The organism is Mycetocola zhadangensis, assembly GCF_003668565.1.
GTDB lineage: Bacteria > Actinomycetota > Actinomycetes > Actinomycetales > Microbacteriaceae > Mycetocola_A > Mycetocola_A zhadangensis.
Genome location: NZ_RCWJ01000005.1, coordinates 252254 through 275745, shown reverse-complemented (window position 1 = coordinate 275745; position 23492 = coordinate 252254). Strand labels below are relative to the sequence as shown.

Annotated in this window: 20 protein-coding genes and 1 rRNA gene; 7 read left to right on the top strand and 14 right to left on the bottom strand. The window is 63.5% G+C overall.

The window, feature by feature from the left end:
* The first annotated feature begins 1 nt into the window (after position 1).
* A 5S ribosomal RNA gene (gene rrf, locus D9V28_RS15905) occupies positions 2–118 on the top strand.
* A gap of 187 nt (positions 119–305) precedes the next feature.
* Here the strand turns inward: rrf and D9V28_RS15900 are convergent.
* The 4 genes from D9V28_RS15900 to D9V28_RS15885 all read right to left on the bottom strand — a co-directional run bounded on the left by D9V28_RS15900 (position 306) and on the right by D9V28_RS15885 (position 5567).
* Positions 306–1814 carry a DUF222 domain-containing protein gene (locus tag D9V28_RS15900; protein WP_121660677.1) on the bottom strand — a complete coding sequence of 503 codons (1509 nt, stop codon included), beginning with the start codon at positions 1812–1814 and terminating at the stop codon, positions 306–308.
* A gap of 259 nt (positions 1815–2073) precedes the next feature.
* Positions 2074–3576 (bottom strand): right-handed parallel beta-helix repeat-containing protein, encoded by a 1503-nt coding sequence (locus tag D9V28_RS15895; RefSeq protein ID WP_121660676.1) that lies wholly within the window; start codon positions 3574–3576, stop codon positions 2074–2076.
* A 171-nt stretch (positions 3577–3747) separates the two neighbouring features.
* Complete coding sequence (locus tag D9V28_RS15890; RefSeq protein WP_121660675.1) at positions 3748–5136, bottom strand: MFS transporter; 1389 nt, start codon at positions 5134–5136, stop codon at positions 3748–3750.
* Positions 5137–5141: 5 nt separating this feature from the next.
* Positions 5142–5567: a MarR family winged helix-turn-helix transcriptional regulator gene (locus D9V28_RS15885; protein WP_229728185.1), complete on the bottom strand. Its 426-nt coding sequence runs from the start codon at positions 5565–5567 to the stop codon at positions 5142–5144.
* 96 nt (positions 5568–5663) lie between these two features.
* Here D9V28_RS15885 and D9V28_RS15880 point away from each other — a divergent pair, with 96 nt between their 5' ends.
* Positions 5664–6551, top strand: a complete 888-nt coding sequence (locus D9V28_RS15880) for an alpha/beta fold hydrolase (RefSeq protein ID WP_183086566.1) — start codon at positions 5664–5666, stop codon at positions 6549–6551.
* Between the two features lie 9 nt (positions 6552–6560).
* Here D9V28_RS15880 and D9V28_RS15875 read toward each other — a convergent pair whose 3' ends face one another.
* Positions 6561–7184 carry a histidine phosphatase family protein gene (locus tag D9V28_RS15875; protein WP_121660673.1) on the bottom strand — a complete coding sequence of 208 codons (624 nt, stop codon included), beginning with the start codon at positions 7182–7184 and terminating at the stop codon, positions 6561–6563.
* 72 nt (positions 7185–7256) lie between these two features.
* Between D9V28_RS15875 and lplAB the strand changes: the two genes are divergently transcribed.
* The 3 genes from lplAB (at position 7257) to D9V28_RS15860 (ending at position 10401) form a co-directional block, all read left to right on the top strand.
* The gene (lplAB, locus tag D9V28_RS15870; RefSeq protein ID WP_121660672.1) at positions 7257–8306 is read left to right on the top strand and encodes a lipoate-protein ligase LplAB; all 1050 of its coding nucleotides are present in this window, start codon (positions 7257–7259) and stop codon (positions 8304–8306) included.
* Between the two features lie 221 nt (positions 8307–8527).
* Positions 8528–9478 carry a DNA-methyltransferase gene (locus D9V28_RS15865; RefSeq protein ID WP_425325781.1) on the top strand — a complete coding sequence of 317 codons (951 nt, stop codon included), beginning with the start codon at positions 8528–8530 and terminating at the stop codon, positions 9476–9478.
* Positions 9475–10401 (top strand): LLM class F420-dependent oxidoreductase, encoded by a 927-nt coding sequence (locus D9V28_RS15860; protein WP_121660671.1) that lies wholly within the window; start codon positions 9475–9477, stop codon positions 10399–10401. Before D9V28_RS15865 ends, D9V28_RS15860 begins: the two co-directional genes overlap by 4 nt.
* Positions 10402–10676: 275 nt before the next feature.
* Here D9V28_RS15860 and sufU read toward each other — a convergent pair whose 3' ends face one another.
* The 7 genes from sufU to D9V28_RS15825 all read right to left on the bottom strand — a co-directional run bounded on the left by sufU (position 10677) and on the right by D9V28_RS15825 (position 18484).
* Positions 10677–11120, bottom strand: a complete 444-nt coding sequence (gene sufU, locus D9V28_RS15855) for a Fe-S cluster assembly sulfur transfer protein SufU (RefSeq protein WP_121660670.1) — start codon at positions 11118–11120, stop codon at positions 10677–10679.
* Positions 11120–12427, bottom strand: a complete 1308-nt coding sequence (locus D9V28_RS15850) for a cysteine desulfurase (RefSeq protein ID WP_121660669.1) — start codon at positions 12425–12427, stop codon at positions 11120–11122. The genes sufU and D9V28_RS15850 overlap by 1 nt, the downstream gene beginning before the upstream one ends.
* 165 nt (positions 12428–12592) lie before the next feature.
* Positions 12593–13636 (bottom strand): LacI family DNA-binding transcriptional regulator, encoded by a 1044-nt coding sequence (locus D9V28_RS15845; protein ID WP_121660700.1) that lies wholly within the window; start codon positions 13634–13636, stop codon positions 12593–12595.
* Between the two features lie 36 nt (positions 13637–13672).
* A complete protein-coding gene (locus D9V28_RS15840; RefSeq protein WP_121660668.1) occupies positions 13673–15073 on the bottom strand; it encodes a GH1 family beta-glucosidase in 1401 nt (466 codons plus the stop codon).
* Entirely contained in the window at positions 15073–15969 is an 897-nt protein-coding gene (locus D9V28_RS15835) for a carbohydrate ABC transporter permease (RefSeq protein ID WP_121660667.1), read from the bottom strand. The genes D9V28_RS15840 and D9V28_RS15835 overlap by 1 nt, the downstream gene beginning before the upstream one ends.
* Positions 15966–17108, bottom strand: a complete 1143-nt coding sequence (locus tag D9V28_RS15830) for a carbohydrate ABC transporter permease (RefSeq protein ID WP_121660666.1) — start codon at positions 17106–17108, stop codon at positions 15966–15968. The genes D9V28_RS15835 and D9V28_RS15830 overlap by 4 nt, the downstream gene beginning before the upstream one ends.
* A 59-nt stretch (positions 17109–17167) precedes the next feature.
* Positions 17168–18484 carry an ABC transporter substrate-binding protein gene (locus D9V28_RS15825; RefSeq protein ID WP_121660699.1) on the bottom strand — a complete coding sequence of 439 codons (1317 nt, stop codon included), beginning with the start codon at positions 18482–18484 and terminating at the stop codon, positions 17168–17170.
* Positions 18485–18680: 196 nt separating this feature from the next.
* Between D9V28_RS15825 and D9V28_RS15820 the strand changes: the two genes are divergently transcribed.
* Both D9V28_RS15820 and D9V28_RS15815 read left to right on the top strand, forming a co-directional pair.
* Positions 18681–19601, top strand: coding sequence for an amidase domain-containing protein (locus D9V28_RS15820; protein ID WP_121660665.1), 921 nt, complete (start codon positions 18681–18683; stop codon positions 19599–19601).
* Between the two features lie 40 nt (positions 19602–19641).
* Positions 19642–20319, top strand: coding sequence for an SGNH/GDSL hydrolase family protein (locus D9V28_RS15815; protein ID WP_229728184.1), 678 nt, complete (start codon positions 19642–19644; stop codon positions 20317–20319).
* A gap of 30 nt (positions 20320–20349) precedes the next feature.
* Here the strand turns inward: D9V28_RS15815 and pgm are convergent, their stop codons facing one another.
* Both pgm and D9V28_RS15805 read right to left on the bottom strand, forming a co-directional pair.
* Positions 20350–21969 carry a phosphoglucomutase (alpha-D-glucose-1,6-bisphosphate-dependent) gene (pgm, locus tag D9V28_RS15810; protein WP_121660664.1) on the bottom strand — a complete coding sequence of 540 codons (1620 nt, stop codon included), beginning with the start codon at positions 21967–21969 and terminating at the stop codon, positions 20350–20352.
* A 47-nt stretch (positions 21970–22016) separates the two neighbouring features.
* Positions 22017–23411: an alpha/beta hydrolase gene (locus D9V28_RS15805; protein WP_121660663.1), complete on the bottom strand. Its 1395-nt coding sequence runs from the start codon at positions 23409–23411 to the stop codon at positions 22017–22019.
* Positions 23412–23492: the final 81 nt, after the last annotated feature.

Here is a 23492-nt window from a genome sequence, read left to right as displayed (position 1 = left end):
TTTCGGCGGCCATAGCAAGAGGGAAACGCCCGGTCACATTCCGAACCCGGAAGCTAAGACTCTTTGCGCCGATGGTACTGCAGGGGGGACCCTGTGGGAGAGTAGGACACCGCCGGACTTAACTTAGAAGAGCCCACCCCACACCGGGTGGGCTCTTCGCATTTAACGCGAAACGAACATACGCAAAAGGCCACCCTCGCCGGGTGGCCTTTTGCGTTTAAGGGGTCAAAGCAGCGTTGGCGCGTGGGTGGGATTGGGGCAGTGAGCCATGGTGCTGGGTTCCGAGCTGGCTCGACCTTCTGTTGCTACTGGAAGTAGGGCTTCCGGCGAATCCACTCCGCGATAGTGACCTTTGGTTTTCCGTTGACCATCTCTACGGTGAAGACACCGGTGTCGATTAGTCGATGGTGGAACCAACAGAACAACGCGCCGTTATCAATATGGGTGGGCCCGCCTTGGCTGTACTCCTGAACGTGGTGGGCCTCACACCCTGTGGCCGGAATTTGACAGTCGTCCATGGCACAGGTGGGGCCGTCTCTAGCGATCATGCCCATACGTTGGGTGCGGGTGAAGCGACGTTGCTCGTTTCCGAGGGCGACGACGGTGCCGTCGGGGTCGATGAACACCGGGATGACGGTGGCATCGCAAAGGATTTGTTTGATACTGGAGAACGCGACCGGGGTGTTGACACCCACAATCTGCCCGGTGCCCTTCTCCCTCTCCAGTACGTCGGCGGTAACGGTCACCACGACGGTGGGAGAGGCGCCGCTGACCGTGGGAACGTCGCCGCCGCGGGCGAGGGAGTCGATCATCGCGGCGAACACGTCCGCACGTTTCTGACCCGCCGTCCGCCGGTCCGCCATCCTCGGATCCTTCTCGCCGTCGCTCGCACCATCGTCTGGAGTGTCGAGCCCGGGGGCGGACAGGCTGGTGGAATCAGGGCTCGGGCGAGCGACACCATCCAGGCCGCTATTGATGTCTGCGTCAACGGTCGGGTCCTCGGCTGGGATGAAGCGGCATTCCGTTCTGGGGCTGAGGATCGCGTCAAAGAGGGCGTGGAGTTTGGTGCCAACATCAACGGTGACCTTGCCGCCGAACTTCACAAGACCGTCCGGCGTGGTGTTGCGTGAGATCCAAAAGTCGCGTTTCTCGAACGCGCGTTTTGCTCTGGGTTCGACGCCGTCTTCGTCGAGGCGTTCCCGCCACTGTCTGGCCTGGATCGCCACAAGGTCGGAGGACAGAGGGAGGCCATCTCGCAGGCCACCGCCGACGGCCTGGCCGACCAGGGACGCTTCCGCGATCGCGAGGTGCTCGACCTCCGCCCGGGGTGCGGCGAGGCCGAGTTCCCGCGTGATGTTCTCAGCTGCTTCCACCCCGATGAGGCCCTCGTGGAGGGCTTCACTGACGAACGGGAACAGGGGTGGGAGCGGGAGTCCTGCGTCGCTGACTCTCTGGGTTGTGCGTTGCCCAACCCGAATCAGACGCGACGCTGCCGCTGACGAGATCCCGGTGATCACCTCGATCAGTTGTGACGGGCGTTGATAGGTGTGTTTCGCCGCCAGTCCCTCGGTGCCGCGGATCGGGTCAGACCGGAGAGCGACTTCGGCGCTCATCGCCGCGAGAGCCGCTTCACCACCACGAACGAGGTGGGCGACCTGGCTCAGTTGTGTCAACAGCTGGTCGCTGGTCAAGCGGGCAAGATGATTCAGGTCCAGCGCGGTCAGGACCTCACCCTCAAGCTGCAGCAGCTCGGTGAGCGCAACTTCTCCATCCGGCCCAGAGACCGGGGTGAAGTCGCTCACCGCGAGAGTCATGACAACCGGTCACCACCCGCACCGGCTACGAAGAGGTGCCGCGGGAAACGACGCCGTTGCTCGAGCCCACCGCTGATAATGCGGGGGTCTGAAAGTCGAACTGCCTCGTTCATGACTTCAGTACATCACCCACCTCCGACATTGACGTCGAGCACCTCTGAGGCGGGCTGATCTCACCCCACGGGGTAACCCGTTTGCATGGTTATCTTGACTGCGCAGCCGGGATCCCTGTGCTGTGGCGGTTACGGGTGCTGGACTTCTATAGCCCCACGCCGTTGTACGCCCCGATGTTCGGCAACGCAGTGCTGCTCACCGGCGCGGTGTAGTAGTCCAATCCGCCGTTGCCCGGGATGGTGACCCCGGAGCCGAGGGCAGGTGAGCCCGAGCGCAGTCGGTAGCCGGAAGCCACCCACGAGGAGTCGGACCCCGGCGAAAAGAGCCGGGGGTCGGCCACGAGCTTGTTGCCTCCGGTCGGCTCGGATGCGGGGCGATTGCCGTGGAAGAGGTTGCGGTTGTACGAGACGCCCAGGTTGGTGAAGCCACCTGACCCGCGATTCCAGAGGATGTTGTTGGTCAGCACGTTGTTCGACGGCGTTCTGCCCTGGTTGGCGAAGCTGTTCATCACGGGCCCGGTCGAGCCGCCGAGGCCGTAGACCGTGTTGTTGTAGACCTGGATTCCAGACGCGCCATAGAAGGCAAATCCGGACCAGTCGTTCTGGCTGATGTTGTAACGAACGATCGCGGTGGACTGGAAGAACGACTGGAAGAAGCCCTTCGGGCTGTCCTGGGAGTAGTTGTACTGGAAGATTGCGTTCGTGTTCTGCCAGTCGCAGTTGTAACTGAACCCGTCGTTGGCGAGTGTCGTCTGGCTCCAGACGCCGTTGTTCTGAACGACGACGTTCTCGCTGTAGACCGGCCAGATGCCCGCGCAGGCGGTGGAGCGGCCTCCGCTGTTTCGCACTGTGCAGCCCTCGATCAGGGCGCCGGAAACGTTCGCCATCACGAGTCCGTTGCCGCCAGCATTGACGACGTCGACATAGCGGAAGGTGTAGTTGGATCCCCGCGCGGTCTGGCTCGTTGCCGTCGTGCGGATGCCGTGGTCGTCGACGTTCGTGATCGTCACGTCCTGCACCAGCAGATTCGTCACGACCCGCTCGCCCGCGCTGGTGACGCTGATGCCGCCGCACGCGGCCGCCGGGAAGTCGCCCTGGCCGGTGTATGGGGCCCCCGTCACATCGTGGATGTTGAGGTAGCGCAGGTTGATGTTCGACAGGCCAGCGGCCGGTGTGGCGATGAGAATGCCGCTGCGGTAGGCCCGCGTGGCTGCGGTGTTGGTGATCTCGAGGTCCCTGATGGTCAGGTTGCTGCTCGTCGTGATGTGGATCGTCGCTGGCACTGCTCCGGCGCCCTGCAGGATGGGGCGCGGACCCGAGCCGTACCGGCCGAAGACGATGTGTGCCGACGGCGATCCTGACCCGCGTGGCGCCAGCACCCCGGGGAAGGTGTCGCCTGATCGGAAAAGGATTTGATCACCCGCCCCAAAGGTGACGGAGCTGACCTTCGCAAGCGTGCGCCACGGCGTCGACTGCGAGGTTCCGTTCGCGGCGTCGTTGCCATTGGCGGCCACGTAGTAGGTGGTGTTGGCGGCCATCACGGGTGATGCGCCGAAAATAACGAGCCCGGCGGTGGCAGCGACCGCCGCTCCGCCCTGAAGTATGGTTCGACGGCTGAGCCCGGATGGTGCGGAGTCGATGTCTGACATTAATGCCCCCTTGCATTCTGGACCGCCAGATTGCCGGGTTTCACAGTGCGACGCCGGCGACGGTCCGTGTACTTTGAACCTGACGACCAGATTCTTGTAGGGAGACTACTAGTTAGTTTTCGCGCAAGGCAAGAGCTGGTCAGAGAGAATCAGCTAAGGCGTCCCGCGCCCTCAGGCGGAGCGCTCGTTTGAGAGCGCCGTTGCCTTGGAGCCGCGGCGAGCCCCGGCGGCCAGGTCAGGCAGGGAAATCGGGGACGTCAGCGCGACCTCCTCCGAGAAGTCTTCAGGCACAATCGAGGAGACGGGGAGCGGTCGACCCGCATGCGTTACGACGAGGCGCCAGCGTGAGTCCGGGTGCAGCCGCAGCCGCAGCTGCCGCGCGACGACAGCCCAGGTCAGCGCGAACGCGCAGGCGATCAGCGCGGCGAGGCCAGCCGCGGCGAGAGCCCATCGCGGCCCCCACGCGTTGGCGATACCGCCGACGATAGGTGCCCCGAGTGGGGTTCCGCCCATCAGGACCGCCATGTACAGGGCCATCACGCGGCCGCGCACCGCAGCATCCGTTGTCGTCTGTACAAACGCGTTCGCGGTGGTCAGCATGGTGACAGTCGCGAACCCGATGAAGATGAGCGCGAACGCGAATGTCCAGAACGTTGGCATGACGGATGCCACAAACGCGGCAACCGAGAACAACCCGACGGCCGCAATGATGACGCGCATCCGGGCGCGGTCGCGTCGAGCGGCCAGGAGCGCGCCGGTGAGTGAACCGATCGCCAGAATCGACGAGAGCAAGCCATAGTCGCCTGCGCCTCCGCCGAGCTCAACGGCCATGGTCGACGCGAAGATCGGGAAGTTCATGCCGAACGCACCCATGATGAAGACGATCACAAAGATGACGCCGAGGTCGGGGCGGCTCATCACGTAGCGGAAGCCCTGAACGAGTTGTCCGCGCTGCCGTGGCGCACGCGGCCGGCTGCGGAGCTGGTTTGCGCGCAGCTTGTAGAGCGCGAACAGCACGGCCAGGAACGTCGCCCCGTTCACAATGAACACCCAGCCAGAGCCGATGACCACGATGAGCAGGCCAGCCAGGGCCGGGCCGATCATGCGAGCGGCATTGAACGACGCCGAGTTGAGCGCGACGGCGTTTGACATGTTGTGCTCGTCGACGAGGTCTGAGACGAAGGTCTGGCGCGCCGGCCCATCGACGGCGTTTACGATGCCGAGCAGCAGGGCGAAAACGTAGAGGTGCCACAGCTCGGCGTGGCCAAGAATGAGCAGTATGCCGAGTGCGATGCCGAGCAGCATGAGCGCCGACTGCGTCACCATGAGAATCTTGCGCCGATCGAAGCGGTCAGCGATCAGCCCGGTGATCGGAACCAAAAGCAGCTGAGGACCGAACTGCAGGGCCATGGTGATACCAACGGCGACAGCGTCGTTGTCGGTCAGGACGGTGAGAACCACCCAGCTCTGGGTGGTCGACTGCATCCACGCGCCGATGTTCGACACGAGGGCGCCGATGAACCAGAGACGGTAGTTGTAGCTCGAAAGCGATCGGAACATTGCACTCACTGGGTGGCGAGTCTCCTCATTAGGTCTGCGGCTTGCGCCAGGATTTCTCTGTCGGCGTGGTCGAGAGCGCGAAACTGGTTGTGAAGCCAGGCGTCTCGTTTTCTCACCGTGTCTTTGACAACGTTGGTGCCGGCATCCGTCAGTTGGATGTTGGCCTTACGTTTATCCGTGGTGTCGGGAATCCTCGTGAGATACCCCGACTCCTCGAGGCAGTTGACCGTGCGGTTCATCGACGGCGCTGAGACGTGTTCACGCTCGGCCAGCTCGCCGAGCGTATGTGTGCCAGTCGCGCGCAGTCCGAAGAGCACAGACAGTTGCCCGTCACTCAACTCGTTTTCTGCGCGCTCGGCGCGAAGTCGACGCGCCAGCCGGAAGGTTGCCATGCGCAGGTCTGATGCCTGTTCAGCGATAGTTTTTGCCACGAGACACCAGTGTATCAAAGTCGTTAGCAAAGGTAAAGATCTCGTTAGCGGTGCTAATTAACACCTTGCTGGCGTGTTGACGGTTACAGTATGGAAATGACCGATGAGGATAAAACGCGAACGGATGCCACGGCGCCTGAATCGAGGACGGTGGTCGACGCCGACGGGGTCACCATTTACTACTACGTCTGGTCGGCGCAGAATCCGAAGGCCGTCATTCACCTGAGCCACGGGGTGGGTGAACACGCCCGCCGCTATGCGCCGCTCGCCAGGGAGCTCAACGCGGCCGGCTACACGGTCATCGCTCACGATCACCGCGGACACGGTCAGACCGGGATTCACCACCTCGGGATGGGCAAACTCGGCGATCGCAATATCCGGGCCGCGATCGACGCCGCACAGTTCGTCGGCGAGCGGATTCGGGATGAGCACTCAGAGTTGCCCCTGGTGCTGCTCGCGCACAGCTGGGGGTCGATGATGGCGCAGAAGATCATCAATCGGGCGGGTATTTACGACGCTGTCGTTCTCTCCGGCTCGTCGCTCGCCATTCCTGGTGTTGTCGCGGCCGGCAACTACAACCGCAGGTGGAAATCACCGACTGCGACCGGGCTCGAGTGGCTCAGTCGGGACGAGTCCGTGTGGGCGGCGTTCTCCGCAGACGAGTTCAACTTCGACATTGCCGTGACCCCGGTGTGGACGCCGGCGCAGGCGTTTTTTGTACTTGTCGGACTTCCGCCGAAAAAAATGCCACGTGACATCCCGATGCTGATTCAGGGCGGATCGGACGACCCGCTCGGTGGCACGCGCGGGCTCACGCTGCTGCGCAACGCGTACGTGAAACGGGCGAAGCTCAGCGACGTCACGCTGAAAATTTACCCGGGCGCACGGCACGAGATCTACAACGAGACGAACCGCGACGAGATCATCGCCGACCTGGTCGAGTGGCTCGATACGCGCGCGACGCGCACGACGCGCGAGGAGTAGGGGCCGCTCTCAGTACCGGTGGGCGGCGGCGTCAGCAGGCACGTTAAACGCGTACAGTCGGGCCTTGCCCTTGGTGTAGTCGAGCGCGGTCACCGCGCAGTTCTGAACAACAGGCAGAAGGTCGCGGTAACGGTTCGGGTCGATACCCAGCAGCGCGCAGAGCGTCAGCCGCAGTGCGGTTCCGTGGCAGGTGACCAGCACTCGGCCGGTTGGAAACGCCGCCTCGATCCGGTCGAATGCTCGAAGGTAGCGGGTGATTCCGTGAAGCCCCTGCTCACCGCCAGGCAGGATCGCCTCTGCTGGCTTCGCTACGAAGGCGTCGACCTCGGCCGCGTACTCAGGACGCAGCTCGTCGAGCGTTTTACCCTCGCCCACTCCAAAGGCCACTTCCATCAGATCCGGGTCGGTCTCCACGGTCTCGCCGGTCGCCCGAGCGCTGGGCTCAGCGGTGAGAATGGCCCGGCTCAGCGTCGACGAGTAGATGGCGTCGAGTCTGGCGGCTCTCGCCCAGACCGCAAGCGCTTCGGCCTCACGCAACCCGTTGTCGTTAAGCTCCACATCGGCGACGCCGGCGTATCGGTGGTCTGCGTGCCAGACAGTCTCGCCGTGGCGGGCCAGAAACAGGGTAGTCATGCATCCATTGTGCGCTTCCCCCGGAGTCCGTTCTTCCCCCTTGCGCCGACCGGCCAAGACTAGGCTGGACACATGCATGGTGAGTACAAGGTCCCAGGCGGCAAGCTTGTTGTCGTCGACCTCGATGTCGATGACGGTCTGATCACCAATTTCCGCCTCGCCGGCGACTTTTTCCTCGAGCCAGACACTGCCTTGGAAGACATCAACCGTGCCGTGAACGGACTCCCTGTAGAAGCGGATGCCACGGCGCTGGCTTCCGCAATCAGCCGGGGGCTGCCCGATGGCGCGACCCTGCTCGGATTTTCTCCGGAAGCGGTCGCCACCGCGATCCGCAGGTCGCTCTCAGGTGCGGCTGACTGGCGCGACTTCTCCTGGGAACTCATCCACGCCAAATCCGTTTCGCCGCTCATGCACCTGGCCCTGGACGAGGTGCTCACCGCCGAGGTCGGCGCTGGACGCCGAGGCCCGACGCTCCGGATCTGGGAGTGGGACGGGTCCGCCGTTGTGCTCGGGAGCTTCCAGTCGCTCAAAAACGAGGTCGACCTCGAGCAGGCTGAGGCGAACGGTTTCGACGTCGTCCGACGGATCTCCGGTGGCGGCGCCATGCTCATGGGCCGCGGCCAGATCATTACATACTCGCTCTACGTGCCGGCCGAACTCGTCAAGGGAATGACCTTCGCCAACAGTTACGCCTACCTCGACGACTGGGTCCTCACAGCGCTGCGGTCTCTCGGTATCGAGGCCACGTATCAGCCGCTGAACGACATCACCAGCCCCGCCGGAAAGATCGGTGGGGCTGCCCAGAAGCGGCTCGGCAACGGTGCAGTCCTCCACCACGTGACCATGAGTTACGACATGGACGGCGAGCTCATGGCGAAGGTCCTGCGCATCGGACGCGAAAAGCTCAGCGACAAGGGCACTAAATCCGCGGCCAAGCGCGTCGACCCGTTGCGCAGCCAGACCGGCCTCAGCCGTGCCGAGATCATCGAGCGCATGAAGGAAACCTTCGTCGGCCTCACCGACGCCGTTTCCGGTGACATAACGCCCGAGGAATATGCGGCAGCTGAGGCCGCCGTCGAGGCGAAGTTCGCGACCGATGCGTGGCTGAATCGGGTCCCGTGACCGGCATTCCCGATGAGCCGGAGGCCGCGCCGAATGCCGGGCATCCGGCCGAGCTGCTGCCGAACGAGCAGCTGCCCGATGGCTACGCCCCGCGACAGAAGAAGCACAAACGCCCAAGCGGAACGCTCACCGGCGGCATCGCTGGCATCGCCGGGGTGGGCGACGAGATCTTCGCACCGATGCGCCACCAGGTGCAGGTCGAGCGTGACCGCCAGTCGCACATTCCCGCTCCAGCGCCGATCCCTGGGGATATGCCCGATCCGGAAAGTGTCTTTGATGGCGCTGTAAGCATCGTCGTGGCTGAGGAACACCAGCACACAACGAACGTCGTTTTCGAGGGCGACAACCTGGAGATCCTGCCGACGCTTGCCGAGGCATCCGTCACCCTCGTCTACATCGATCCGCCGTTCAATACCGGCCGTGAACAGCAGCGCCACGTCACCTCGAGCGTGCGGGTCGCTGAAGGTGGAAGCACCGGTTTCAAGGGCAAGAGCTACGAGCGTGTTCGGGGTGAACTGCGCAGATACGACGACACCTTCGACGACTATTGGACGTTCCTGGAGCCTCGGCTCCTCGAAGCATGGCGGCTTCTGGCCGACGACGGCACCCTGTACCTGCACCTGGACTACCGGGAAGCGCACTACGCCAAGGTGCTGCTCGACGCGATCTTCGGCCGCGACTCGTTCCTTAACGAGTTGATCTGGGCGTACGACTACGGAGCCAAGTCGAAGAGCAAGTGGCCGACCAAGCACGACACGATCCTCGTTTACGTCAAGAACCCGAAGGCCTACTACTTCAACTCGGATGCCGTCGATCGCGAACCATATATGGCGCCTGGCCTCGTCACACCCGAGAAAGTGGAGCGCGGCAAACTGCCAACAGACGTGTGGTGGCACACGATTGTGTCTCCGACCGGCAAGGAAAAGACCGGGTACCCGACCCAGAAGCCGGCCGGCATCCTTCGACGGATCATCCAGGCGTCCAGCCGCGAGGGCGATGTTGTGCTCGACTTCTTCGCCGGAAGCGGAACGACCGGCGCCGTCGCGAGCGCGCTTGGCCGCCGCTTCATCATGATCGACCAGAACCCTGAAGCGATCGCCGTCATGCGAGCGCGGCTTGCCGCCGTCGACGTGGACTGGCGAACCTCCGACAACCCGAAAGAGAACGAATGAAGTTCCGCATTTTCACCGAACCGCAGCAGGGTGCGACCTACGACGACCAGCTTGCTGTTGCGCAGGCTGCGGAGCGACTGGGTTTTGACGCCTACTTCCGCAGTGACCACTACCTGAAGATGGGTGACCACTTCTCCGGGATGCCAGGACCGACTGATGCGTGGACCACCCTCGCAGGCCTCGCGCGGGAAACATCGCGGATCCGCCTCGGCACGCTCGTCTCGAGTGTGACCTACCGGATGCCGGGAATCCTCGCCATCCAGGTCGCACAGGTTGACCAGATGTCCGGCGGTCGCGTCGAACTCGGCCTGGGTACCGGCTGGTATGAGGAAGAGCATGCTGCTTACGGCATACCGTTCCCGCCCAAGCGGTTCGGCATGCTCGAGGAACAGCTCGAGATCGTGACAGGTCTGTTCGGAACAGCCGTCGGCGACACCTACTCGTTCGATGGAAAGCACTACTCCCTCACCGATTCCCCGGCTCTGCCCAAGCCGGTGCAGGACCGCGTGCCTGTCATCGTCGGTGGCGGTGGGCCCAAGCGGACCCCGGCCATGGCTGCACGGTTCGCCACCGAGTTCAACGCGCCGTTTGTACCATTCGACCGAATCGCCCCGACGTTCGAGGGCGTTCGCCGCGCGTGCGAAGCGATCGAACGTGACCCGAACGACCTCACGTACTCGGCCGCGTTCGTTGCGGTCGCCGGCTCGTCCGAGGCGGAATACCAGCGTCGGGCTGATGCGATTGGGCGTGCGCCAGGTGAACTGCGCGAGAACGGCCTCGCCGGAACGCCGTCCGAGATCATCGATCGGCTCGGGGCGCTGCACAACGACGGCGTCGAGACCGTGTACCTGCAGATCCTCGACCTGTCAGACCTCGATCACCTCGACTTCCTGGCCGCCGAGGTCACGCCGCAGTTCGCCTGACCCCAAGGACCAGAAGGCGCGGCCCTGCGCACCGAGGGACGGCAGGTTCCGTCCTGCGAGTTCTGCCGCGACGACCTCGCTCTCCCGGTGCGCGGCGACGACCTAACGAGCCTTGAGGAACTCCGGAGCGTTCAGGGGATGCTGATCGATGCGCTTCAGCACGCCGCTGAACTCTACTCGAACCTTCGCCAGGCGACTCGTGTCCGTCATCCGCGCTCCTTCCGTGAGGAGGCCTATTGCGTCGGAGCAGCCCGTGCGCGTCACGAACTGGCGCGCTACGCGGCGACCTGGGCGAGGTCAGCTTCGAGCGCGACCCACGCGAGCATTGCGCACTTCACCCGAGCCATGTACTTCGAGACACCCTCGAGCACGACCGCGTCGCCGAGTGGCTCGTCGTCCTCGATGCCCGCACCCTTCGAGTGCATGAGCTCGCGGAAGAGATCGATCCGTGCGTGCATTTCGTCGACGGTGAGTCCGGGGGCAAGATCGTGCAGCAGTGATGCGGATGCCATTGAAATGGAGCACCCCGCGCCTTCCCAGGTCAGCGATCGCACCACATTGCCGTCGAGGTGAAGCTGCATTGTCAGCTCGTCACCACAGGTGGGATTCAACTGGTGATTCGAGGCATCCGCTTCGGGTTGAAGTCCGAACCCGTGCTTCTCACGGGAGTGTTCGAGAATGACCTGCTGGTACATTCCTGCCAGGTCGCCCGACGCCATTAGTTCACTCCAAAGAAAGACCGCACGGACCCCATCGCTTCGACGGCAGCATCGACGTCAGACGTAGTGTTGTAGAGGTAGGCGCTCGCGCGTGTGGACGCGGTGACACCGAAGCGGCGGTGCAACGGCTGTGCACAGTGATGTCCAACGCGTACCGCGATGCCGCGGTCGTCGAGGAACTGGCCGACGTCGTGAGCGTGGACGCCTTCCACGTCGACGCTTGCCAGGCCAGCACGGTGCACATCAGCGGCAGGGCCGAGCACACGAACACCCGGCAGGCTGGCAAAACCCTCGGCCAGGCGCGCGCCGAGCTCGGCTTCCCACCGCTCGATGCGATCCATGCCGATGGCGGTGAGGTAGTCGACGGCGGCCGCAAGCGCGATTGCCTGTGACACCTTCTGGGTGCCGGCTTCGAACCGCTGCGGAGCGGGCAGATACCCCGACGATTCCATGGTTACTGTAGTGATCATTGACCCTCCGGTGAGGAAGGGCGGCAGTGCGTCGAGGAGCTCGGCTCGACCGTACAGAACGCCAATGCCCGTTGGAGCGAGCATCTTGTGGCCCGAGAACACGGCGAAGTCAACGTCAAGCGCTGCGAGGTCGAGCGCGCGATGCGGAGCCGACTGGCAGGCGTCGAGAACGACAAACGCGCCGACGGCGTGGGCAAGGTGAACGAGCGTCTCGACCGGGTTGATCACGCCGGTGACATTGGAGACGTGGGTGAACGTGACGATTCTCGTGCGGTCGGTGATCAACCGTTCCGCCTCGTCCATCCGAAGAGTGCCGTCGTCATTCACTGGGATATACCTGAGCGTGGCCCCCGTGCGTGCGGCGAGTTCCTGCCACGGCACGAGGTTGGCGTGGTGCTCGCCCTCCGTTGTGAGGATTTCGTCGCCCGCCTTCAGAACGAATCGCGTGGCATCCGCCCCACCCCGACCGACGCTGGCGTTCGAGAATCCGTAAGCGACGAGGTTGAGGCCCTCCGTCGCGTTCGACGTCCAGATGATTTCGTTCTCGCGGGCGCCGACGAACCTGGCCACCGTGGAACGAGCGTTTTCGAAGAGCTCGGTGGCGTTGGCCGCGAGGGTGTGTGCTCCGCGGTGCACCGCCGAGTTGTCGTGTTCGTAGAACGAGCGCTCGGCGTCGAGGACGGAGAACGGCTTTTGTGAAGTGGCACCGGAGTCAAGGTAGACGAGCTCGTGGCCGTTCACCTGCTGGTTGAGTGCCGGGAAGTCGCGGCGAATCAGGAGCACCTCGTCATCGGTGAGGGAGGTGGTGAGCTCCGTCGTTCCTGCGGGGTGGGACATACACAACTCACGATCTTGGTTCGGGGCACGGAACGAGTGCGGCGGCGAATGCGCGGTGCACGCGGTTTGGCCGACGTTCTTCTCGTCAAGCGCTGGGAGCGCCCGGGTATTCCCTCTATTGTCTCCCTCGAGGCTGGGAACAGCGACTTTCGCGCGCGACCGAGGCTACGCTGACTCGCGGATGACGAGCCGCGTCGGCATCGTCGTCGCGGTCTCAACCTCGTCGCCGTCAATCAGGCGTACGACGATCTCAGCCATTTTCGCGCCCATCGCGGCCGGTGCCTGGTTGACGGTGGTCAGCGGAGGATCGACGGTGCCGGCGTGGCGATCGTCGTCGTAACCGACAACGGCGATGTCGCCTGGAATCGACAGCCCGGCCTCGCGGATGACCGAGTATGCGCCGGCGGCGAGCTGGTCTGAGTAGGTGAACAGGCCATCGATCGGTACGTTTCGGGCCAGCAGTCGGCGCATGGCCGCGGCGCCATCCGCGGGGGAGTAGTCACCGAACTCGACGAGCGAGTCGTCGAGGCCTGCTGCGTCCAGTGCCTGTTTCCAGCCGGCGAGCCTGTCGATCCCAGGTGGCATGTCCTGCGGGCCGGCGATCGTCGCGATCGACCGGCAGCCCCGTTTCACGAGGCGCTCGGTGGCCACGCGCGCGCCGGCGACGTTGTCGACGTCGACGTAGTGGCCCTCGGCAGTTTCCGGGTTGATCGGCCGCCCGCCGAAAACGATCGGCAGCGTCGAGCCGAGCCGCGTGTAGGAGTGATCGCCGGAGTGATGTGACACGACGAGAGCTCCGTCGACGTTTCCGCCAAGCAGGTATCGACGTGTCTTGTCTGACTTCGTCTCCGATGCGATCAGCAGGTTGAGTGTGTAATCGGTGTCGGCGAGATAGAGCGCGACACCCTGAATCACCGCGGCGAAGAAGGGGTCATCGAAGACCTTCGCTGTTGACTCGGGAACGACGAGGGCAATGACCTGGGTCTTTCGACTGGCCAGTGACCTCGCCGCCCGATTCGGCACGTAGTTGAGTTCGGCGATCGCGCTCTGCACGAGCTCGACAACCTCTGGGGTCACCTTGGGTGACGCGTTGACAACACGAGACACAGTTGCGCGCGAGACGCCCGCGCGCGCAGCAACCATCTCGAGCGTTGGTGATTGCCCAGCGGATGCTCCGGCGCGCGTTGACAGGGAATCCTGCGTTGTCATTGCGGTCACCCCCTTAGTGATCCCCACTCTATGCGGCTATCCGCCTGATTTCGCGGACGCGATAATTCGCGAGTATGCCAAACCGGAGTCCTTGACCCTGCGCTCCTGCGTGTCGTAGTCGACCCGCACGATGCCGAAGCGCTTGTCGTAGCCCCACGACCATTCGAAGTTGTCGAGCAGGGACCAGACGAAGTACCCGCGGACGTCTGCGCCGTCGGCGATGGCGTCGGAGACGGCCTGAACGTGGTCGACGATGTACTTCTCGCGCTCAGTGTCGTGGACTGCACCGTCTTCCGAGACGACGTCCTCGTAGGCCGACCCGTTCTCGGTGACGAACAGCGGCGGCATGTTCGGGTATTCGCGACCGAGGCGGACGAGCAGCTTGTGCAGTCCTGACGGGTTTACTTCCCAGTTCATGGCCGTGCGCGGCAGGTTGCGGGTGGGAAAGGTGATGTACTCCGAGCCAATCCAGCAGCTCTGAATGTCACGTTCGGTCGCTCCGGAGTGGCCGTCCGTTCCCGAGTCGTCCGGGTGTCCTGAGACCTGGTCATCGTGGTAGTGGTTGACGCCCAGGAAGTCGATCTTCGTGCCGATGATGTCCAGATCGCCCGGCTGAATCACCTCGCGGAGTCCGAACTGCTCGAGGTCGCTCAGCGTGTCTTCCGCGTAGGCCCCGGTCACGATCGGCTCCAGGAACACCCGGTTCTGCAGCACGTCGAACCGACGGGCGGCCTCGACGTCGACCGGGTCATTTTCGTCCAGGGGAATCGCGTTCGAGAGGTTGAGTGTGATGCCGATCTGCTCGGCGCCGAGCTCACGCAGCCGATTCACCGCGAGTCCGTGGGCCAGGTGCTGGTGGTGGATGGCTGCGACGGCGTCCCTCGGGTTCTGCCGACCGGGCGCGTGAACGCCAGAGGCATAGCCAAGCAGAGAGGAGCAGAACGGCTCGTTGAACGTCGTCCAGTTCTTTACCCGGTCACCGAGCGTGCCGTACACGGTCTCGGCGTAGTCGGCGAAGCGCTGCGCGGTGTCGCGATTGGCCCAGCCGCCCTTCTCCTCGAGCGCCTGCGGCAGGTCCCAGTGGTAGAGGGTCAGCCAGGGCAGGATGCCGGCGCCGAGCAGCTCATCCACGAGGCGCGAGTAGAAGTCGAGTCCCTCTCGGTTCGGTTCACGATCCCCGGGAACGACGCGGGCCCAGCTGGTGGAGAAGCGATAAGAGTCGAGACCGATTCTTTTCATGATCGCGACGTCTTCGGCATAACGGTGGTAGTGGTCGACGGCGACCTCGAGGTTGTCGCCGTTGGCGATTGCCCCTGGAACGCGAGCGAAAGCATCCCAAATCGAATCTTCTTTACCGCCCTCGTGGCCGGCTCCTTCGACCTGGGCCGCAGCCGTCGCCGAACCCCAGATGAACGTTCGGGGAAAAGTCATAGTCATTAGCCCTTCACTGCTCCTTGCATGATGCCTGAAATGAGTTGCTTACCCGCCACGATAAAGAGAAGAAGCAGGGGAAGTGTAGCCAGAATCGCCCCGGCCAGCACGATTGAGTAGTCAACGTATCGCGCGGACTGCAACTGGCTGAGCGCCGTCTGCAGGGTGGGGTTGCCAGCGTCGAGCACGAGCAGCGGCCAGAGGAAGTCTGTCCACGCCGTCATGAACGTGAACAGGCCGAGGATCGCCATGGCCGGACGAGCAGCCGGAACACCCACGTGCCAGAACGTCGAGATCATGTTTGCGCCGTCCATCCGCGCTGCCTCAATCAGTTCATCGGGGATGACGTCGACGAGATACTGCCGCATGAAGAACACACCAAACGCGGTGACAAGCGTTGGGATGATGACGGCGCCGATCTCGCCGGTCCAGCCGAGCGTCCGCATCACCATAAAGAGAGGAATGATGCCGAGCTGGGTCGGAATGGCCATCGTCGCGATGACGAAGACCATCAGTCCGTCCCTGCCCTTGAATCGAAGCTTCGCGAAGGCGTACCCGGCCAGCGTCGAGAACGTGATGACCGACACCGTGATGATGCTCGAGATCAGCAGGCTGTTACCGAGCGCGAGCCAGAACGGAATGGTGTCGAAGACCTCGCCGACGTTCTTCCAGAAGTTGCCTCCGGGAAGAAGGGGAGGCCAGGTCGAACCGAACGCCGCATTGTCGCGTGTTCCCATCACGAACGACCACCACAGCGGATAGGCCGAGCAGAGGAAGAACACGCCAAGCAGGGCATAAGTCAGCCAGCCGGGGCGCTTGTCGATGCCGTGAAACCTGGACTTGCGCCGGACGTGGCTGGTCTCAGCCGCTTCGGTCGGGCGGGTGAGGGTGGTCGCGCTCATTTGGCGCTCCTCTCTGCTGGCGGTTCGGCCGATTTCGACGGGTCTGCACCGAGAGTCGTTTTTCTGTGAACGGATGCCGCGGTGCCGGCGCGCAGGCTCTCTCGAGCTTCGCGGGCGCGCACCTTGGCCAAGCGGCGTTGCGATCGTGCCTTCGCGCCCCTGCCTTCGGCCGTCGCAATACTGCGTGACAGCACGAAGTTGATCAGCCCGAAGATCACGATCAAGAGGAACAGCAGCCAGGCGATAGCCGATGCTTTGCCGAAGTTCTGGCGGAAGAACGCCATTTCCCACAGATAGAGCACCGTGGTTTGGAACTGCCGCTGCGAGCCACCTGCGGTTACCGGGTCGAACAGGCGCGGCTCGGTGAAGATCTGCAGCCCACCGATCGTGGCAGTGATGATGACGAACACCATGGTCGGGCGGATGGATGGCAGCGTGATGCTGAAGAATCGACGGAAGGCACCAGCGCCATCGAGGGCGGCCGATTCGTGGATGTCCCTTGGAACCGACTGCATGGCGGCCAACAGGATCAGGGCGTTGTACCCGGTCCAGCGCCAGTTAACCATTGTGGCAATCGCGATGTGGCTCGGCAGGGTTTCGTTTTGCCACATGACCGGCGTGATGCCGAAGCTCTCGAGAAGGTTGTTGATCAGGCCGTAATCCTCGCCGAAGACATTGGAGAAGATCATCGCGACGGCAACGGGGGTGACAACGTACGGCAGGAGAATGCTCATCCGCCAGAAGGTGCGCGCACGGAGGTTCTGGTCGAGAACGGCGGCGATGACGACGGCGGCAACGAGCTGTGGGATCGACGACAGGAAGAAGATGCTCACCGTGTTGAACAGCGAGTTCCAGAAGAAACGGTCGTTCAGGACAGCGACAAAATTACCGAGCCCGACGAAATCGCCCTGGCCCTTGAGCAGGTGCCAGTCGAACAGCGACACGACGAACGTGTAGACCAGCGGAAACAGCCCAACGATGGCAAAGAGGATGAAGAAGGGAGCGACGTAGAAGTAGGGGGAGGCCTTCACGTCGAATGCACTCAACCGGTGCTTCCACGCAATGGGGGCCTTCTTGGGTATGTGTGAGGTAGCGGGGGAGGAACTCTCGACCGGCGGCCTGTTCAGTGTGCTTGTCATGATCTCGCGTCCAGGTGGAGGCCCCCGGGATTGCTCCCGAGGGCCTCGAGGTGGTTCTGCTAGTTGTTGACGACCAGGTCGTTGAGAAGCGTGATCGCTTCATCCCACGCCTCGTCAGCGCTCTTCGTCTTGCCGGTGTCGAGGAGCTTCAGCGCTGGTCCGAACACGTTCTCCTGAATGAGCGAGTCGTGGGGGCCCTTGAACTGCGCGATGACACCCTCAGCGCGAGACGCGAGGATTGCGCCGGTCGGGGCGTTGTTGAACAGCTCATTCGGGGTTGCCTCCTCGGCGAGCTTCTCCTGCGCCTCGATGGTGCTCGGGAAGTTGCCAGCGGCGGCGGACTGCTTCACCTGCTGCTCGGGAGCGGTCAGCCACTCAGCAAGGGCTGCAGCCTCTTCCGGGTGCTCTGACGTGGTCGGGACGGAGAGGAACGCGCCACCCCAGTTGGATGCGCCGCCGGGGAAGACGTCCGCAAAGTCCCAACCGGTCGATGCGTCGCCGCCACCGGACTCGAGTGATCCCTTGATGGTTCCGAGCATCCAGCCGGGGCAGACGAAGGTCGCGAACGAGCCGTCGACGAATGCCTTGCCCTTGCCCCAGTCCCATGCTTTCTGGTTGGCCGAGAGGCCACCGGCGGTTCCAGCTGCGAGCTGGTCGAATCGTGCGCGCAACTCGGTGTTGCCCTCGACGTTCAGCTCACCGTCCTTGGTGTAGTAGCCCTCCTCGAGCTGGTTCACCATTGAATTCCAGACGAAGCCGGAGTGGTCGTACCAGGCCTTGCCCGTTGCGGCCTTGTACTGCTCGCCGAGCTGGAAGTAGGTCTCCCAGGTGGCGTCGTCTCCACCGAACAGAGCGGCGACAGACTCGCGGTCGCTCGGCAGCCCAGCGGCTTCGAACAGCTTGCCGTTGTAACAGAGGCCCTGCGGACCGATGTCGGTGCCGTAACCGATGACGCGACCGTCGGGGTCGGTGCCCTGCTCGTACTTCCAGGGAACCCAGTTGTCCTTGATGTCTTCAGCGCCGTATTCGTTGAGGTCAACGAACCGGTCGGAGACTTCCATGATTGCTCCGAGCCAGCCCTCTTCGATCGCGACGACGTCGCTCAGGCCTGACCCGGCGGAGATTTTGGTGAAGGCATCGGTGCGGGCGTTTCCACCCGTATCGATGTTGGTCGCCTTAATGGTGATGTTGGGGTTGGCCTTTTCGTACTCTTTGTAGAGGTCGTCGTAGCCAAACGTTCCGAACGTTGTGATGGACAGCTCGATGTCACCGTCGGACGAACCGCCGCCTGTTGAGGCGCATCCAGTGGCGAGCAGTGCAAAGGCTGCAGCTCCGGCGATGCCGGATGCGAGCCTGTTGCGGCGTGAGAGGTTCACGGTCACTCCTTTGTGTGTGCGTGGTTGGTGCAGTGGGTTCTTGAGAGCGCTCTCATTCACAGCTGTGAGAGCGCTCTCACGAATTGAAGATCAACGTACGCGACACCCGAGTTCCTGTCAAGGGAGTGTCTTTGGGTGATCTCTCAAGGCCGTCGATTAGCATGGAAAGACTGCTCCCGAACAAAGGATTTTCCCCGTGCCTTCCTCGCGCCAGACCGTCAGCCCCCGCGTGAAAAAGCGCCGTGTTGCTGTCGTTGCGGGAATCGTCGCGGTAAGCGCGGTCCTCGCTGGTTGCGCAACGGCCGCGACCTCCACTGGCGCGACAGGCGACAGGCCACAGCCTGCTGTTTCGGTCGAGCCGGCGGCCGTCAGCACCGTCACGGCGCTCGAACCGGCAAGCGGTTCGGTCTCAGGCGGGACGACCGTCTCGGTCACAGGGGCCGGCCTGAAGAAGGCAACCGCTGTGACGGTCGGAGGTGTCCCGGCCACCGACGTGGTCGTGAAGGACGACAGCTCGCTGACCTTCGTTGCACCCGCATCCGTCAACTACACAGCTGCGGCGGCCGACGTGGTCGTCCTCGAGGGTGAAACGCCGATCGGATCACCGTCGCCGTTCACCTACGCGGTCGAGACCGGTGTCGATGCCCAGCTGTCGTATGCGATGGCGCACTGGAGCAACTACAACGAGGCCGAGTGGGGAAACCTGAACCCGGTCGGTGGAGACTGCGCCAACTTCGTCAGCCAGACGCTCATTCAGCGCGGCTGGACGCAGTCGGACGCCTGGCACAACGAGGGTGCCGGCGCCGACTGGACGCCAACCTGGGGCTACGTGCCAGCCATGGACGACTGGTTCGCCAGCTCGAAGGGACCCGAGGTCACCCGGTTGTCGCTCGAACAGCGTGACCAGGTCAAGGTGGGCGACGTCGCCATGTTCGACTGGAACAAGAACGAGACCCCCGACCACGTCATGATCGTCTCCAAGGTGTTCACCGAGGGCGGTAAAACGGTGATTCAGCTCGTCGGCCACAACAAGGATTTTGACTACCGCGACCTCGACAACACCATCACGGTCGAGCACCCGGGCGGTAACGCCTGGTTCTGGAGCATCCCCGCCTAGGCGCCGCAATCCGCGACCGCCTTGGGAACGAAGAACTCGCATGACATCCGCGAAACTTCGACTGCTTCCCGCACTAGCTCTTGCCATGGGAATCTGTGCCGTCACTGGCTGCTCAGCGGCGGCACCTGAAAACGCGGGCCCGCTCAACAGCAGTCCCGGCCAGACCGTCGCGGCTTTCTACGGAGACTCGTACACCCGTGGAACCGGTGCGAGCGATCCTTCACGCCGCTGGTCGACGGTGATCGCCGAGGAGCGGAACTGGGCTGAGTTCAACCCCAGCGTCGACGGGCTCGGTTTCGTGAACAACCGGCAGTTCATCGACGACGACCTTGTTGAACTCATCGTCGCTGAGAAACCGGACGTCCTGATTGTCACAATGGGGCTCAACGACAATTTCGCGATGCCGGCTCGAAGTGACGACATCGAAGCGGCAATCTCGGACGACCTGAACACGTTCGCGGACGAGCTTCCGAATACGCGCCTCGTCGTCGTCGAACCGTTTTGGTACACCGACGAGCGGCCTGCGTCGGTAGGCACCGTCATCGACTGGGTTCGAGACGCGGCGGATGCGGTCGACGCTGATTACATTCCGGGAGCATCGCGCTGGCTGAGCGGCCACCCCGAGTGGATGGCCGCTGACGGCATCCACCCGAACGATGAGGGCTACGCCCGGATCGCCGAGCGAATGGACGCCGCTCTGGACAACCTCGGCCTCTAACGTCCCCACGCCATCCGAAGACGACGCGCGCTAGGCCCCGAGCGCCGCGTCAACGATGAGCTTCGCCTCGGCCTGGACCTGCTTCAGGTGATCGACGCCCTTGAACGACTCGGCGTAAATCTTGTAGACGTCTTCTGTGCCGCTCGGTCGCGCCGCGAACCAGGCGTTCTCCGTCACGACCTTCACGCCGCCGACAGCTGCACCGTTGCCAGGGGCGGAACTCAGCTTCGCGAGAATGGGATCCCCGGCGAGCTCGGTCGCCGTGATCGCGTCGCCGTCGAGTTTGCCGAGCGCAGCCTTCTGCGCCTTCGTCGCGGCCGCATCCACCCGCTCATACACAGGATCACCGTACTTTTCAGTCAGCTCGCGATACAGAACCGACGGTGTTTTACCGGTGACAGCCAGAATCTCGGCCGCGAGCAGGCACAGCAGGATGCCGTCCTTGTCGGTCGTCCACACGGTGCCATCAAGGCGAAGGAAGCTTGCTCCGGCGCTTTCCTCGCCACCGAACCCGACGGATCCATCGATGAGTCCTGGCACGAACCATTTGAAGCCGACCGGAACCTCCCAGAGGGTTCGGCCAAGCGAGTCAGCCACCTTGTCGATGATCGAGCTCGACACCAGCGTCTTGCCGATGGCGGCGCTCTGGTCCCAGCCCGAGCGGTTGCGGTAGAGGTAGTCGATCGCGACAGCGAGGAAGTGGTTGGGGTTCATCAGTCCGCCGTCGGGAGTGACGATGCCGTGCCTGTCTGCATCGGCGTCGTTTCCCGTCAGGATGTCGTACTCGTCCTTGTGAGCGAGAACGGATGCCATGGCTGATGAACTCGAAGGATCCATGCGGATCTTGCCATCCCAGTCGAGCGTCATGAATCGCCACGTCGGGTCGACCTCGGGGTTCACCACCGTGAGATTGAGGTTGTACTTGTCGGCAATGGCCTGCCAGTAGCTCACGCTCGCTCCGCCGAGCGGGTCGGCACCGATGCGGATACCCGAGTCGCGAATGGCGTCCATGTTGATGATCGACCCGAGGTCGTCGACGTAGTTGCCGCGGAAGTCGTACGTCTCGACAGCGCTGGGCTCAGCCATTCTGACGTCGATGAGTCCGGCCTCGATGATCTCATTGGCGCGGTTCGCGATCCAGCTTGTTGCGTCGCTGTCTGCTGGCCCGCCGTGCGGCGGGTTGTACTTGAATCCGCCGTCGGATGGCGGATTGTGGCTCGGAGTAACGACGATTCCGTCCGCCTGCTCTTCGGCTCCCGAGTTGTTGTACTTCAGGATGGCGTGGCTGAGAGCCGGCGTGGGTACGAAGTCGTCGTACTCGTCGACGAGCACACGAACGTCATTGCCGACGAGCACCTTCAGTGCTGTGGTCTGGGCAGGGTGGCTCAACGCGTGAGTGTCCGAGCCGATGAACAGCGGGCCAGTGATGCCCTGGTCTGCGCGGTATTCGACGATGGCCTGGGTGGTCGCTGCGATGTGGTGTTCGTTGAACGCGGTGTTCACGGACGAACCCCTGTGCCCGCTCGTTCCGAAGACAACACGCTGCTCGGCAATCGACACGTCTGGCTTCAACTCGAAGTACGCGTCGAGGAGCGCCGTGACGTCGACGAGATCGGATTCAGCTGCTGGGGTGCCTGCTCGCTCATTCATGCCCCCATTGTGGCATCGGTTCCGCTGACTCGTCAGGGGATTGTGCCCTATCCCTCAGCGAGCACCGTTGCGTCCCGACTGATGGTGCGGGGATCGGGGTTGATCTCACGGCTTTGCCCCGTGATGATCTTTCGAATGTCGTAGAGGCTTTCGGTTTCAGCCCCGAGATACTTGTCATGGTCGGTGTCATGTGACGCCCCGACTGCGCCGTGTGCCCTGACGGCCGCGAGGATGGTGCCATCGGCGAGGGTCCGTCCGTCGCTGCCGAATCGCTGTGCTCCCCAGGCCGGATCAGCCGGGTCGGCGCGCCCGGACCAGAACCTGCCGCTGTCAGCGAGTGCGTCATCGCTCGCCTGGGACACGTACACCCGGTCCTGCCTCACGTGCAGGTCGGTGATGGCGAGCTCGGATGGCACTCCTGCTGATCCGATCATGACGAACGAGCTGACGTCGTAGTCATCGGTCGCGAGGGCCAGTGCCGCTGTGGTCGAGCCGTAGGAGTGGCCGATAACCGTCACCTCGGCCGCCGAACTGGCCGTGTCACGCACGGCGTCGTATCCGGCCAGTGCGCTCGCGAACCGAACGGACCCCGCGCCTGCGTGATCGGTGGAGACGGTGTCGACAGGTCCCGGACTCTGGTAGCCGAGCCACAACACCGCGGCGCTGTCGTCCGAGGCCTCCTGCATCCGTTCGACACCGCGGAGGTAGTCGGGCAGTTCGAGCACGCTCGAGTTCATGCCAGGCACGAAGAAGCTCGCAAACTTCGCCTCGTCCAGGTCGCCGACCGCGACGGCGGCGAGCGGTGGCCCAACAACCGTCGTGTCGAGCTCGATCAGGTACTGCGGCACGTCCCGGTCTCGGCCGCGGCCGGACTCGTATCGCTCGGTGAGAATATCCACCGCTTCGACCCGTTCCTTGGCGAGGGCGGCAAGCAACTCGGCCTGCGCGTCGGCGCCGGCCGTTCGGCTGCGGAGCACGGCCTGCGCGAGGTCGGTTTGCGCCTGCCGCTGAAGTTCGGGAAGGCGTGATTCGTTAGCCGCGCTGCGATCGGCGTAGGTCACCCCGGCCAGGTTGCCGATCACCTCGGGCTCCGACTCGACGAGCGTCGACCGGAAGCTGCCGGGAAGATCGCGCCAGATCGCGCCGACCTGTGAGGGGGTGATGGCCAACAGCGCGTTCACGGCGCCGTCGAGGTTCCCCCGAAACGTCGCGGCAAACGCCTCACCGGACAGCGAACCGATCACGCTGAGCGATGGTCGAGAAACGGATGCCTGTGCAGCGGTTATCGAAGGAACGTGCGTAGCGTGTTGGTTGGCAAGCAGCCCAACTCCGGTGGCGACGAGGGCCAATGCCGCCCCAGCGCCGCCGACGATCCGGGGAGCGCTCCGAAGAGCGGACGTGCTCCGTGCGACCGCAGTCGCGACCAGACCAAACGAATACACCCGCTACTCCCCGCAAACGACCCCGAATGTCGCTTCCCCCTGGTACGCGCGCGTAGCCAGCGTCGAAATTCTATCGATTCG